General features: G+C 63.5%; 13 protein-coding genes. 4 read left to right on the top strand and 9 right to left on the bottom strand.

Going from position 1 to position 14090, the window contains the following annotated elements:
• Positions 1-156 precede the first annotated feature (156 nt).
• Positions 157-1089 (top strand): DUF1853 family protein, encoded by a 933-nt coding sequence (locus GQA94_RS11615; protein WP_158188173.1) that lies wholly within the window; start codon positions 157-159, stop codon positions 1087-1089.
• A gap of 90 nt (positions 1090-1179) precedes the next feature.
• The gene (chrA, locus tag GQA94_RS11610) at positions 1180-2400 is read left to right on the top strand and encodes a chromate efflux transporter (protein ID WP_158188172.1); all 1221 of its coding nucleotides are present in this window, start codon (positions 1180-1182) and stop codon (positions 2398-2400) included.
• A 17-nt stretch (positions 2401-2417) separates the two neighbouring features.
• Here chrA and GQA94_RS11605 read toward each other — a convergent pair whose 3' ends face one another.
• The 5 genes from GQA94_RS11605 to GQA94_RS11585 form a co-directional block, all read right to left on the bottom strand.
• Positions 2418-3524, bottom strand: a complete 1107-nt coding sequence (locus GQA94_RS11605; protein WP_158188171.1) for a cyclic nucleotide-binding domain-containing protein — start codon at positions 3522-3524, stop codon at positions 2418-2420.
• Positions 3525-3545: 21 nt separating this feature from the next.
• Positions 3546-4499, bottom strand: coding sequence for a 1-aminocyclopropane-1-carboxylate deaminase/D-cysteine desulfhydrase (locus tag GQA94_RS11600; protein WP_233270151.1), 954 nt, complete (start codon positions 4497-4499; stop codon positions 3546-3548).
• Between the two features lie 5 nt (positions 4500-4504).
• Positions 4505-5866, bottom strand: a complete 1362-nt coding sequence (locus GQA94_RS11595; RefSeq protein ID WP_158188170.1) for a chromosome partitioning protein ParA — start codon at positions 5864-5866, stop codon at positions 4505-4507.
• A gap of 194 nt (positions 5867-6060) precedes the next feature.
• On the bottom strand, positions 6061-6492 hold the full coding sequence (locus tag GQA94_RS11590) for a nuclear transport factor 2 family protein (RefSeq protein ID WP_158188169.1): 432 nt from the start codon (positions 6490-6492) through the stop codon (positions 6061-6063).
• A gap of 48 nt (positions 6493-6540) precedes the next feature.
• On the bottom strand, positions 6541-8571 hold the full coding sequence (locus tag GQA94_RS11585) for an NADPH-dependent 2,4-dienoyl-CoA reductase (protein WP_158188168.1): 2031 nt from the start codon (positions 8569-8571) through the stop codon (positions 6541-6543).
• 219 nt (positions 8572-8790) lie between these two features.
• On the opposite strand from GQA94_RS11585, the gene GQA94_RS11580 reads away from it, so the two are divergent.
• Together GQA94_RS11580 and GQA94_RS11575 are read left to right on the top strand one after the other, a co-directional pair.
• Positions 8791-9798, top strand: a complete 1008-nt coding sequence (locus GQA94_RS11580; RefSeq protein ID WP_158188167.1) for a carbon-nitrogen hydrolase — start codon at positions 8791-8793, stop codon at positions 9796-9798.
• Positions 9795-10832, top strand: a complete 1038-nt coding sequence (locus GQA94_RS11575; RefSeq protein WP_158188166.1) for an AraC family transcriptional regulator — start codon at positions 9795-9797, stop codon at positions 10830-10832. Before GQA94_RS11580 ends, GQA94_RS11575 begins: the two co-directional genes overlap by 4 nt.
• A 10-nt stretch (positions 10833-10842) precedes the next feature.
• Here the strand turns inward: GQA94_RS11575 and GQA94_RS11570 are convergent, their stop codons facing one another.
• The 4 genes from GQA94_RS11570 to GQA94_RS11555 form a co-directional block, all read right to left on the bottom strand.
• Entirely contained in the window at positions 10843-11016 is a 174-nt protein-coding gene (locus tag GQA94_RS11570; RefSeq protein WP_158188165.1) for a hypothetical protein, read from the bottom strand.
• Between the two features lie 138 nt (positions 11017-11154).
• A complete protein-coding gene (locus tag GQA94_RS11565) occupies positions 11155-11313 on the bottom strand; it encodes a DUF2474 domain-containing protein (protein ID WP_158188164.1) in 159 nt (52 codons plus the stop codon).
• Positions 11314-11337: 24 nt separating this feature from the next.
• A complete protein-coding gene (gene cydB / locus GQA94_RS11560) occupies positions 11338-12345 on the bottom strand; it encodes a cytochrome d ubiquinol oxidase subunit II (RefSeq protein ID WP_158188163.1) in 1008 nt (335 codons plus the stop codon).
• Between the two features lie 2 nt (positions 12346-12347).
• The gene (locus GQA94_RS11555) at positions 12348-13787 is read right to left on the bottom strand and encodes a cytochrome ubiquinol oxidase subunit I (protein WP_158188162.1); all 1440 of its coding nucleotides are present in this window, start codon (positions 13785-13787) and stop codon (positions 12348-12350) included.
• Positions 13788-14090: the final 303 nt, after the last annotated feature.

The raw sequence follows: 14090 nt of genomic DNA, 5'->3' as shown, positions 1-14090 counted from the left end.
AACGGGCCGGCCAGAGCGTAACAGGCACTAGGTTGGTGTCGCGCGGGCGGCGTTGAGTTCAACCTGCGCTCGGCGTCTCGTCCCGTTGCGATGCGGCGCGAGGATTATGGGCGAAAGCCCGAAGTCGCGGCAAACCATCCCGGCTATGCTTGTTGCATGACCCTTCCCTGCCTGGCCGAATTGCTGCCCCGATTATTGCACCCCCAGGTGCGGGATCTCGCCTGGGTGCTGTTATCGCCGCCCTTGTTGAGTCATCCCCCCTCGCCCCAGCGTCACCCGCTCGCCGCCAGTCGCTGGGCATGGCGGCCGGGAGAGCTCGCCGACTGGTTGCTGTCGCATGATGCCCAACCGTCCGTACTCGAAGCCTGGCTGGCGCAACACAGCATTCGCCGTCTGGGCCTTTACTACGAACGCCTGTGGCAGTTCGCTCTGAGCCAGGCGCCGGACGTCGACCTGCTGGTAGCCAATCTTCCGATCCGCCAGGGAGGCCATACGCTCGGCGAGCTGGACCTGATCCTTCACGATGCCGAAGGCGTCCATCATCTCGAACTGGCGGTCAAGCTCTACCTGGGCCTGGAGGCCGGCGACCGCCGTCGGCACGACCACTGGCTGGGACCGGGCAGTCACGACCGACTGGACATCAAGCTGAGGCGCCTGTGCGAGCACCAGCTGCAACTGCCGACCCACTCACATGCCAGGGCACTGCTGGCCGAGCTGACCTGTTGTGAAATCGACAGCGCGCTCTGGCTCGGTGGCTACCTGTTTCAGCCCGCATCGTCCGGTTGTGAACCACCGCTGGGCGCCAACCCGGAGCATCTGCGCGGCCGCTGGCTTCGGCAGCGGGACTGGCTGAACGAGACGGGAACGCGCGGCGCATCACGCTGGCAGCCGCTCCAGCGTCAGGCCTGGCTGGCGCCGGCGCGGCTGGATCACGCCGAGCTTTGGCGAGACGAGGACGTTGATCGCTGGATCGACGAGGGCGATGGCAAAGGCCAGGCGAGGCTCCTGGCGCGCATCGAACCGGGCACCGACGGTCACTGGGTCGAGCGCGAACGGCTGTTCGTGGTTCCCGACAGCTGGCCGGGGTGAACCGCCTCGGCGATGGCCATCGAACCGTCATCTGCGTCGTGCAGACTGTCGCGTCCGCAGGCGCAACATTCACCCTACAAACGGTCACCGATGCCTTCACAATCGCCTTCTGACAACCACCCGCATTCGAGCCCCTGGACCATCCTCTTGGTGTTCCTGCGCCTGGGGCTTACCTCATTCGGCGGGCCCGTGGCGCACATCGGCTACTTTCGTGAAGAATTCGTCCACCGCCGCCGCTGGCTGGATGAAGCGCGGTATGCGGATCTGGTCGCGCTCTGCCAGTTTTTGCCAGGACCGGCCAGCAGCCAGGTCGGCATCGCGATTGGCTTGTTGCGCGGCGGCTACCGAGGGTCCCTGGCGGCCTGGGCCGGCTTTACGCTGCCATCGGCGCTTGCGCTGACGCTGTTTGCCCTGGGCATCTCCAGTTGGGGCGACGGGTTCCCGCAGGGCCTGCTGCACGGTCTTAAAATCGTCGCGGTGGCGGTCGTCGCCCAGGCAGTGTGGGGCATGGCGCAAACGCTCTGTGTCGGCGCAGCGCGTACGAGCCTGGCGTTGCTTGCAGCCTGCGCGGTATTGGTGCTGCCCCACGCCTGGGCGCAGCTTGGCGTCATCGCGCTGGCCGCGCTGGTCGGGCTGGTCCTGTTCCGGCCGTCGACGACGAACCGTGCAGCACCACTGCCCCCCGTTGCGCATCGCACGATGGCCGGCCTGTTGCTTTTGCTGTTCTTCGCCCTGCTGGTCGTGCTGCCCGCGCTGGCCGCTGCCTCAAGCAGCCAATGGATCGCATTGCTCGACACGTTCTATCGCACCGGCGCCCTGGTATTCGGTGGCGGCCACGTGGTGCTGCCGCTGCTGCAAGCCGAGGTCGTTCCCAGCGGTTGGGTCAGCAACGATACCTTCCTCGCCGGCTACGGAGCCGCTCAGGCGGTACCGGGTCCCTTGTTCACCTTTTCGGCGTTTCTCGGCGGCTCGATGAACGAGGGTAGCACCCGCCTGATGAGCGCAGCCCTATGCCTCGTCGCCGTGTTCGTGCCTTCGTTCCTGCTGGTCTTCGGCGTGATGCCGTTCTGGGACCGGCTACGGCTCAACCTCCACGTACAGGCCGCACTCGCTGGCGTGAATGCGGCCGTCGTCGGGCTGCTGCTGGCGGCCCTGTACGACCCGGTCTGGACCAACGCGATATTCGGTCCGTACGATTTTGCACTGGCGCTGACCGCGCTGGTCGCGCTGATGGCCTGGAGATTGCCCCCCTGGCTGGTGGTGATCGTCGGCGGCCTGGCGGGCTGGGCCGTTGCCGCGCTATCGGCATGATCGTCAGGCTTGCCGCCTCAACCGCTACGTTCGGTTCGACCGCCGGAGCGCGCCAGATAGCCATTGCCCCGTTCCGAGAGCAGAGCGGCATATTCATCGACCGACAGGGCATCCAGGCCGTCGCGCAGCGAATAGGCATTGAAGCCCAGCTGGGTCAGCAGGAACACCGCGCTCGCGCTGCGTTTGCCGCTGTCGCAATAACACAGATAAAGCCGATCCTGCTTCAACAGGCGCGCTTTCAGGCGCAACAGATGCAGCGGCATGTTCAGCGCCTTCAGCGCATGGCCCCGCTGATATTCGTCCAGCAGCCGAACATCCAGCCACTGCGCGCCTCCGGCAATCCATTCACTCGCCAGTGCAAGGCTCAGCTCGGCAACCACCGGCGCCTTCAGCAGGGCGAGGAAGTCCTGCCGCGCGAGGCGCAGCACACTCGCGTCCTCGAGCAACGTCACGGTGGCATTGCGCGGGCCTTCGGTCAGCAAGGCCTGCTCGCCGAAGCAGGCGCCGACGCCCAACTCCCCCACCACCTGTTCGTCGCTGCCGAGGCCAATCACCACTTCCGCTCGGCCGCTTTTGAGGAAATAGCAGCAATCGCCGGCATCGCCCTCACGCAGCAGCACCTGACCGGCAGGCAGGTCCATGGATTCGAGCCTGTTCAGCATGGTGCGCACGTTTTCCGACGGGACCTTGGCGAACAGCGGGTTCTCCAGCAGTTCCTCCAGCCAGTCGGTCAGTTCGCCAGCGGTCGCCAATTCAAGCAGCAGATCGGCATGGCTTTGACGCCAGGACAGCAAACGGTCCAGCTGGGCGCTGTCGAGCACCAGCACGCTGGAGTCTTCCAGTGCCCAGACGCGGTTCAGCCGACTGCCCGCCGCGAACACATGACAGCTTTCCGGGGTGCCGGCGACCAACCGGCGAGGCTCGCCGTGCGGACCTTGCAGCGAGAGGGAGCCGGTCAGCAGAAAGTAGCTCGATCCGGCCTCCGCCTCGCCCTCGAACAGAACCTGGTTAGCCAGCAGCGGGCGCGGGATCAATTGGTCGCGCAATGTCTGCAACTGGCGAGGCGAGAGCGCGTTGAGCGGGATCAGGCTGCGTAGCTGATCGGGAAGTAGCGGTTTGTTCATCCATGTTTTCCAATACGTGGGTCAGCGCAGCAGCTCGTCCAGCTGAGCCTGTGCACCCCGCCGACCTTGCAGGCCACCGGTATGCACGAAGATGAGTCGCGTGCCGCCGGCAACATACCCGCGCTCCACGTGAAGGCGCAATGCCATCATCGCCTTGGCTGTATAAACCGGCTCCAGCGGCATGCCGGTCGTGCGCTCCATTTCGACCATGAAGCGCAGAAGCGCCTCGTCGAACTTCCCGAAACCACCACGACTTGCATCGATCAGCTCATAGTTCGCGCCGCTGATGCCGGCCTCGGTCAGCAGCCCGGCAATCGTTTGCGCCACGCCATGGCTGGCGGGACCGGCCAGCGCACCCTGTACCCGACGACCGCCCTGCCCGGCCTCACCGATTACCAGTCCGGCCAGCGTGGTTCCGGTTCCGGCCGCCAGCCACCAGCCGTCGTGGTCTTGCCATCCAAGCGTGGCAAGCTGTTGGCGCACCCTGGCCACCAAGGGAGCGCAGCCCAGGGCACCAGCGAGGCCACCGCCGCCCTCCGGTATGCAGTAGTAACCCGGATAGCGCTCACGCCAGGCATCGAAGAACGTCGGTTGATGCCGTTCGCGGTAGCCGGCATAACCCAACCAGTGCAGATGCATGCCGAATCGCTGCAGATCGTCCACGGTCGCGGTGCGCTGAGGGTGACCGCGCAACAGGCCGACACTGGCCAGCCCGACCCGCTGGGCTGCCGCCGCCAGCGCATGGAGATGATTGGAATGCGCCCCACCGAGACTGATCAATCCCGGCGCATCGGCCGCCCGCGCGGCGCGCAGATGATGAAGGAGTTTGAATCCCTTGTTTCCAGACACCTGGGGATCGATCAAGTCCAGCCGCAGCACGGCAAGCTGCACGTCCGCTCGCCGCAACCAAGGCAGGTCGATGAGCTGCAAGGGCGCAGGCAGAGACGCTGGCGAGAGCACCGGGGACGCGGACACCTGCGTCAGCTACCGGTGCGTAGGCGATCCTGCGAACGATGCCTGGCACAACAATTCGATTCGCCGACGAGGAAACGGCCCGGCACCTCGACCTTGTCCAATGGCATGTTGCAGCGCTCCCCGCTTGGCAGCATGGCGACGCAGGTCGGCTGCCGGTAGTGCTGGACCCATTGGCCGTACTGGTCTTCGGACACCGCGCACTTGGCCGCTGCGTAGGCGAGCGGGCTGTGCTGATAGCGCGCCATGTCCTGAAGCGGAATGGTCAGGTGCCCTGCGCCGGGGTGATAAGCCATGAACGTCACGCCGATGACCGAAAGGCGTTCGAGCACGCGATCACCGCCCTGCTCGGCCAGTGCGTCACGTTCTTTGCGCAACTGTTCGATTTCATCCTGCAATTGATTGTCTAGCTCGTTACGGTAGGCCAGTTCCACATCCCGAATCGCCACTTGCTCCTTGTATTCGGCCACGGCGGCGGCGATCTGTTTCTGCAGTTCCTGGTCGAACTGCGCGCGGGCGACCTCGGCTTCGGCGCGGCTGTTGTGCTCCAGTGCACGCAACTGACGGCTCATTTCTTCACGGGTCTTGCGAAAACCTTCGGTCTGCTCGTTGAGCTGTGAACGCAGGTCCGCGGCCGCCTGCTCCTTGACCGACAGTTCGTGGCGCAATTGGGCGAGTTCATCCTGCAACTTGGCCTGCTGTTGTGCAGCCAGGTCCCGCAGTCGATTGATGTCGGCCTCGCGCTGCTGTTCGAGACTGGCGATGCGCAAACGCTGTTGCTTGATCAGCTGCGCCGCCTTGAGGCGTTGTTCCTGCTCGAGCTTCTCGGCTCTTCGGGTGGTCGCCTGGCTGACGGAATCGGCCGGATACCAGGTGTCCTCGGCGACCATCTGCAACCGCTCGGCCGGTACTGCCTGGGGCAGGTCTTCCTCGACCAGCAGACCGAGCTGGTTGCGCTTGACCCGATCGCGAAGCTGGACAAAGTGGTTGTTGCTCGGGGTCAGTTCCGGGTCCCAAAGGTGCATCTGGTGCCAGGACACCGGGCACTGGCTTCGGCAGGCCAGGCGTATGGGGCCAGCCCCCAGATCGGGACCGCGCCCGGTACGCTCGGCCAGGCTGCGCAGCGGGATGTTCCAGCCACTATCGGCCGAGCCGTCTTCGTTGAAATCAAGATAGAAGAATACCGCCGCACGAATCTGCAAGCGGGTATTGATCAAGACATAGGCGACGCGCATCTGCTGGTCGGCGAACTCGGGCATGCAGACGATGCCGTCGAGCATGGCCTCGAATTCCGGATAAAGCATTTCCTTGCAGATGCCGCCGTCGTTGAAGAACAGAACGGCTTCGACCGTCTGCGGTTTGATCTGCATGTTCGCGCCCTCAACGGCTTGGTCGGCCAGCGAAAATTCCGAGACAGCCGCTGCATCGACGCCGCTGTCTCATGGTCGGCGCAAGTTTAGGGGAAAAATCGCAACGGGCGATGTGACTGGGTTGGCAGCGAGTCGGGGCGCCATATTCGCAACGGTGTGCAGCCAGCAAACTGTGACAGGGTTGGAACAAACGATCAGCGCTTGAGCGCGGCCAGTTGAGGCGCCAGGCGCTTGCCCATTTCCTCGCCAAGCACCTGCAGCCCGCTCATGGGACGCACCATGACTTCGAAATCGGTAATCAGTCCGGTCTCATCGAAGCGAATCATGTCGATGCCCTTGAGTTGTCGCTGCCCGACGCGAGCGCTGAACTCCAGCGCCACGTCAAGACCATCGGCGCTGGCCAGCTCGCGGTGGTAAGCGAAATCTTCGAAAACCGTTACCACGGTGCTGAGGATCAGATCGACTGCCGCTGCACTTTCGTAGGGGGTAAAGGCCATCGGTGAACGAAACACCGCCTGCGGATGAAGCAGCGTCGACAATTGGCCGAGGTCCTTGGATTCGATCATTCGATGCCAGCGCGTGAGCGTAGCGGCCGCGGCCGGTGCAAGCGGAAGGGAAGCGTTCATTCGCGACTCCTGTGAAAAAAAGCCCCGCTCGAAGCGGGGCCTGCGTACTCAGATCGCGGCGGCGAGGCGCGACCCCTGGTTGATCGCACGTTTGGCATCCAGCTCGGCGGCAACATCCGCGCCGCCGATCAGGTGAACAGCGGCGCCCGCTGTCTCGAGTTCCGCCTGCAGCTCACGCAACGGGTCCTGTCCGGCGCAGACGATCACGCTGTCGACCGGCAACACCTGCGGTTCACCTTCGGCAACGCGAACGTGCAGCCCCTGATCGTCGATCTTCAGGTACTCCACTGCGCTGATCATCTGGACCTGCTTGTTCTTCAGACCGGTGCGGTGAATCCAGCCGGTCGTCTTGCCCAGGCCGTTGCCGACCTTCGACTTCTTGCGCTGCAGCAGGTAGACCTGACGCGCCGGGGCGTGCGGTTCCGGCTTGACGCCCGCGACACCCCCTCGCGCCTCGAGTGCGAGGTCGATGCCCCACTCCTTCCAGAACGCTTCCCGGTCCAGGCTGGTCGACTGGCCCTGGTGGGTGATGAACTCCGCCACATCGAAGCCGATCCCCCCGGCACCGATCACGGCGACGCGCTGCCCCACCGGCTTGCGTTGCAGGATCGCATCGAGATAGCCGATCACCATCGGATGTTCGATGCCCGGTATTTCCGGGGTGCGCGGCGCGATGCCGGTGGCGAGAATGATTTCGTCATAGCCACCGGCCAGCAAATCCGCCGCACTGACCCGGGTGTTCAGACGCACATCGACCGCCGTGCTTTCGAGCTTGCTGTTGAAATAGCGCAGGGTTTCATTGAACTCCTCCTTGCCCGGGACGCGTTTGGCAACGTTGAACTGGCCGCCGATCTCGCTGGCCGAATCGAACAAGGTCACTTGGTGGCCACGTTCGGCCGCCACGGTCGCGGCTGCCAGACCCGCCGGGCCAGCACCCACCACGGCGATCCGCTTCACCGTTGCGGTGGGGATGTAGTTCAGCTCGGTTTCATAGCAGGCACGCGGGTTGACCAGGCAGGTGGTGAGCTTTCCACCAAAGGTATGGTCGAGGCAGGCCTGATTGCAGCCAATGCAGGTATTGATGGTATCGCTGCGATCGGCGGCGGCCTTGTTGACGAAATCCGGATCGGCCAGGAATGGACGCGCCATCGACACCATGTCGGCATCTCCCTCTGCCAGCACCTGCTCGGCGACCTCCGGCGTGTTGATCCGGTTGGTGGTCACCAGCGGGATACCGACTTCACCCCTCAGCTTGGCGGTCACCTTGGTGAAGGCCGCCCGCGGTACCTTGGTGGCGATGGTCGGGATGCGCGCCTCGTGCCAGCCGATGCCGGTATTGATCAGCGTCGCGCCGGCCTGTTCGATGGCCTTGGCCAGCTGCACCACTTCATCCCAGGTACTGCCGCCTTCCATCAGATCGAGCATCGACAGGCGATAAATGATAATGAACGCGGGCCCCACGGCAGCCCGCACGCGGCGTACGATCTCTACTGGCAACCGCATGCGGTTTTCGTAGCTGCCGCCCCAGCGGTCGCTGCGGTGATTGGTGTGCGCAACTAGGAACTGGTTGATGAAGTAGCCTTCCGACCCCATGATCTCGACACCGTCATAGCCGGCCTGCTGGGCCAGGCTGGCGCAATTGGCGAAGTCGCGAATCTGCTTTTCGATCCCCTCCTCATCCAGCGCGCGAGGCGTGAAGGGATTGATGGGCGCCTGGATGGCGCTGGGCGCGACCAGCTGCGGACTGTAGGCGTAACGGCCGGCGTGAAGAATCTGCATGCAGATCTTGCCGCCCGCCTCATGGACGGCCTGTGTGACCACCTTGTGTTCGTCGGCCTCTTCACGGGTAGACAACTTGGCGGCACCCGCGCGCACCGAGCCCTCTTCGTTGGGCCCCACACCACCAGTGACGATCAGGCCAACGCCACCGCGGGCCCGCTCGGCAAAGAACGCAGCCATGCGCTCGAAGCCGTTCGGCATCTCCTCGAGCCCGGTGTGCATCGAGCCCATCAGGGTACGGTTGCGCAGGGTCGTAAAGCCCAGGTCCAGCGGAGCCAGCAGGTGCGGAAAAGCGGTCATGTTCGTTCCTCGATCAGGCGGCACGGGCCTAGTGCCCTTGTCAGCGGTTGGATCGCCACGCCTCCTGGGGTCGTGGTCACTATGCTGCGACGATAAACAGGCAGTGCGGCTCGCTCAATGATCGTAACTGACAACTGCCTGACCCAAGTGCGCAAAAAAGCTTGGCAACCAACCGCCTTGTGCCTAGTCTCTGCGCACACGCCTTGCCTATATCTATCCATGCGCAGCTACATCAAACCGCTCGGCCTGACGGTTCTCGCCCTCACCGCGCTCATCATCTATCTGGACTGGACACGTGATCGGCGCAGCGGACCGCTGTTGTCCGACCTGCGCACATTGCCGATCAACAGCCAGGGGCAACCGGGTACGGCGGGAAACCTGCTCGCCGTGCAAACGCGTTTGATGCCGGCTGACTACCAGAGCAGGGAGCGCCTGCAGCTCAAGTTCACGACCTATCTGGATCAGGCACGTGACGCCGGTCTGTTGGGGCCGCGCACGGTGGTGGTGCTGCCCGAGCATGTCGGCACGGGGCTGTTTGCGCTTGGCGAAAAGCTTGAAGTGCAGCAAGCACGTACCTTGCGCGACGCGATGCAGTGGATGGCACTGAGCAACCCATGGGACTACCTGCGCGCCCTGCTCGATCACCAGGGCGATGACCGTCGTACCGAGGCCGTTCTGAAGATCAAGGGACGGCAGATGGCCGAGGATTACCAGTACATCTTCGGCGGGCTCGCGCGCGACTATGGTGTAACCCTGGTCGCCGGGTCCATCGTGCTTCCCGAACCGCGCCTGGAAAACGGGCGCGTGCTGATCGGCGACGGTCCGCTCAGGCAGGTCAGCCTGAGCTTTGCAGCCAATGGCGAACCGATTGGCCCGTTGCAATACAAGATGGCGCTTAGTCGCTATGAACGCCGCTACAGCAAGGCCCCAGACGCGCCATCGCCGGCCTTGTCGACACCCGCCGGGCGCCTGAGCGTGCTGATTGGCTGCGATGGCTATACCCGCCCACCTCCTGCCGAGGCCGAACTGATCGTGGTGCCGGGCGCACGTGACGATATCTCCCTCAGCTGCACGACCAACGAGGGGCCGTCCAGCACACTGCCGCGCATCGAAGTTCGTACCCTTGGGCTGCCCTGGAATCTGCTCGGATCGCCCCGACGGCCGGCCCGGCGACACCACAGCGAGCCCGTGCAACTGGACAACGTCTGGCTACCGGAGCCGCCATGAACCGTCAGCGGGTACGCCTTGGCGATCTCTCGGTTGGCTTCGTGCACAGCCTGAGCAGTGCCCTGCAGGAAAAACAGATCGATCCGCAGCCGCTGCTGGACGCCTACGGCCTGGACCCGGCACGTCTTTCCGAGCCTCGCGCGCGCCTGTCGATACCGCGTTACATGCGCCTCGGGCACGCCGCCATACAGCTGACCGGCGATCAGAGCCTCGGCCTCGAGATGGGGCGATTGCGCAAGGCGGGCCACCTCGGCCTGGTAGGCGTGACCTCGGCCCAGGCGCCGACGGTGCGTGAAGCAGCGCGTGTGCTGATTCGCTACGAGCCGCTCTACGCGTCCAACTACCGTGGCGCCTCGGCAATGCGCGAAGATACCGAGGGCGCCTGGTTGCGGTTCTATTCGATCAGCCCTTACAACAGCTACAACCGCTTTGTCGTGGATACGGTACTGGCCAGCTGGATCACCCAGCTGAGCACCGTGGCGGCTCGTGCGCTGGTGCCCGTCGCAGTCCATATCGAATTCGAACGACCCGCCTACGCGGCCTGTTACGAGGCCCTGTTCAGTCGGCCCGTGGAGTTCGCCGCCGAACACAATCAACTGCGCCTGGACCGGGCCACGCTGGCACTGCGCAACCCGGAGCACTGCCCTGGCACCTGGCGCCAGCTGTTGGAACTCTGCGAGGCGGAACTGGAACAGCGCACCCGTACGCGCAGCCTGCGCGAACGGGTCACGCAGATTCTCGGACCAATGCTGAAGGGACAGGAGCCGGACCTGCAGCAGATCGCCAATCGCCTGCAATTGCCGACCTGGACGCTGCGTCGAAAACTCGAGGAAGAAGGCACCAGCTACCGGGTCATTCTCAATGACACGCGCCGCGACCTGGCGATGGCCTACATCCGGGATACCGAATCGGCTTTCGGCGAGATAGCCTGGCTATTGGGGTTTTCTTCAGCGGAAGCGTTTCAGCGCGCGTTCAAGCGCTGGAGCGGGCAGACGCCCGGCGAGTATCGGCGCGCACAGCGGCGCGCCGAGTGATTTGTCGCCGCTAGAGCTCGAAGGCGTCTTCAGCCGGCTCCGGGCTGTCCTGCTCCGCGGCGTGCCATTCGAGTATTTCGTCTTGGTAGTCATCCATTGGAACGTCCTCTTGCTGGGGGAAGGCCGGGCCATCGAGGCGCGCCTTCTCACGCGCCTGCCACAGCACTAACAAAGTCCATGCCATCCAGGCTAACGCGGCTACATGACGGAACCATGAAGCACCTCCCTGGCCGGTTGATTAAATAGCCCAACCCCCAGGACACCACAACGCGCCGAATCGCCGCACCCGCCACGCTCTGCGGCCCAGCGGCGGCCACGGGGGTCATGGCGTCGCCAGCCCCGCAGCCGTCATGAACTGACGCAGCATCCAGGCCACCACCCCCAGCAGCAGCACACTTGCCGACCAGATCAGCACGAGCCATGTCATGCGCTGCCACAAGGGTTTCGGTCCAGGCGCACTGCTTTCGTGCTTTTTCTGCATATCTGGCTCCATAACGAGACCCACTCAATGGTAGCCATCTTCAGCGCTGACTTTGCCGCGGAACACGTAATAGCTCCAGGCGGTGTACATCAGGATCAGCGGAATGATCAGCAGCGCCCCGACCAAGGTAAATCCTTGGCTCTGCGGGGGCGAAGCGGCGTCCCAGATGCTGACCGATGGCGGAATGATATTCGGCCAGAGGCTGATGCCCAGGCCACTGTAGCCGAGGAAGATCAACGCCAGCGTATAGAGGAACGGCGAATAATGGGCGTTGCGCGCAATCGATCGCAACAGCCCGAACGTACACAACAGCACGAGGATCGGGACCGGCATGAACAGCAACAGATTCGGCATGCTGAACCAGCGCTCGGCGATGTCCGGGTGCGTCAGTGGCGTCCAGATGCTCACGATGCCGGTTACTGCCAGTACGGCCCAGACCAGCGGAGTGCCGATGTCATGCATGCGCCGCTGCAAGTCGCCACTGGTTTTCATGATCAGCCAGGTACAGCCGAGCAAGGCATAAGCGACGATCAGGGCGAGACCGCAGAACACCGAGAATGGCGTCAGCCAATCCAGCGCGCCTCCGGCATAGGCACGATCCGCGACCGGAAACCCATGTATGAACGCCCCCAGGGCAACGCCCTGGAAAAACGTTGCCGCCAGCGAGCCTCCGATGAACGCCTTGTCCCAGATATGCTGGCGCGGAGCGCTCGCCTTGAAACGGAACTCGAATGCGACACCGCGGAAGATCAGCCCCATCAGCATGAAGATGATCGGCAGGTACAGCGCCGATAGCACGACTGAATAGGCCAGCGGGAACGCGGCGAACAGACCGGCGCCGCCCAATACCAGCCAGGTTTCGTTGCCGTCCCAGATCGGCGCCACGGTATTCATCGCCACGTCACGCTCGGAGCTGTCGGCCAGGAACGGAAACAGAATCCCGATGCCCAGATCGAAGCCGTCCATGACGACGTACATCATGATGCCGAAGATGATGATGACGGCCCAGATCAGCGAAAGATCGACGCCCATATTCAATTCCTCTCGCCCAGTTGATCGCCGTGTTCGTGGGGAATCGCCTCGTCAGCCGCCGAAATCGGCCGCATCGGCGTCCGTTTTTCGCCAGGACCTCCAGCGCCCTTCTCGTTGCCCTCGTTGGTCACCGGCCCTTTCGCGATCAGCCGCAGCACGTAGACGAAGCCGATGCCGAACACCGCGAAATAGATCAGCACGAACATTGCCAGCGTCAGGCCGAGCTGCTCGGCACTGTGGTTGGAAACGGCATCGGCGGTCCTCATCACCCCATAGACTACCCACGGCTGCCGACCGATCTCGGTGGTGAACCAGCCGGCCAGAATCGCGATGATTCCAGACGGGCCCATGCACAGCGCCAATCGCAAGAAAGCCCGCGACTGGTACAGCCTCCCGCTGCGGCGCAGCAAGAGGCTCCACAGGCCGGTAAAAATCATCAGAAAGCCCAGCGCGACCATGATGCGGAAGGTCCAGAACACGATGGTCGAGTTGGGCCTGTCCTCGGGAGGGAAATCCTTGAGCGCTGGTATGGGCTCGGTCAGGCTGTGTTTGAGAATCAGGCTACCCAGGTAAGGGATTTCCACCTTGAATCGCGTTTCCTCGCGCTCCATGTCTGGCCAGCCGAACAACAGCAACGGCGTTGGCTCGCCGGACGAATTGTCCCAATGCCCCTCCATCGCTGCGATCTTCGCCGGCTGGTGTTCGAGCGTGTTCAGCCCATGGAAATCCCCGACCACGGCCTGGATCGGTGCCACCAGCAACGCCATCCACATCGCCATGGACAGCATCTTGCGCACCGCCGGGTTGTCGCGTCCTCGCAACAGATGCCAGGCTGCCGAAGCACCCACCATGAACGCCGTGGCGAGGAACGCCGCAATCGCCATGTGTGTCAGCCGGTAAGGGAACGACGGGTTGAAGATGATCGCGAACCAGTCTACGGGCACCACGATGCCATCGATGATCTCGTGGCCCTGCGGAGTGTGCATCCAGCTGTTGGAGGCCAGGATCCAGAATGTCGAGATCAAGGTGCCGACGGCCACCATTATGGTGGAAAAGAAGTGCAGCCCGGGGCCGACACGGTTCCAGCCAAACAGCATGACACCGAGGAACCCCGCTTCGAGGAAGAACGCCGTCAGCACCTCATATGCCAGCAACGGCCCGGTCACGCTGCCGGCGAACTCTGAATAGGCGCTCCAGTTGGTGCCGAACTGGTACGCCATGACGATGCCCGATACCACGCCCATACCGAAGTTGACGGCGAATATCTTCAGCCAGAAGTGGTACAGGTCGCGATACACCTGGCGCTTGGTCTTCAACCACAACCCTTCCAGTACGGCGAGAAAACTCGCCAGTCCGATGGTGATCGCCGGAAAGATGATGTGAAAGGAGATGGTGAAAGCGAATTGGATCCGCGCAAGCTCAAGAGCTTCCAAACCGAACATTAAAGACCCCTCGTCAGTTAGCCGCCTGCCCCTGGCCTGTTGATATTGTCACGCATTAGTGACAGCGGGAAAGCGCAAGGGTGCGACCTGTTTCAGCGACCGGTTGCCGCGCATAGCGGGCCGCAAGACTGCGCAACGATACGCCAGCGATCTGGCGCCGCGGGCGAGATGGCTGGCGGGAAGGTTCGTTGTACGATCCGGCCGAGGCATTGGAATCGGCCTGAAACCGGGACAGTGAGGGCTGTCGAGAGGGTGCGCTGACAGTGCGCAGGGCCGTCGGAAAGACGCAGCAGAAACGAAAAA

It is taken from the genome of Stutzerimonas stutzeri (assembly GCF_009789555.1).
Lineage (GTDB): Bacteria > Pseudomonadota > Gammaproteobacteria > Pseudomonadales > Pseudomonadaceae > Stutzerimonas > Stutzerimonas stutzeri_R.
This window is presented reverse-complemented; position numbering and strand designations above follow the sequence as displayed.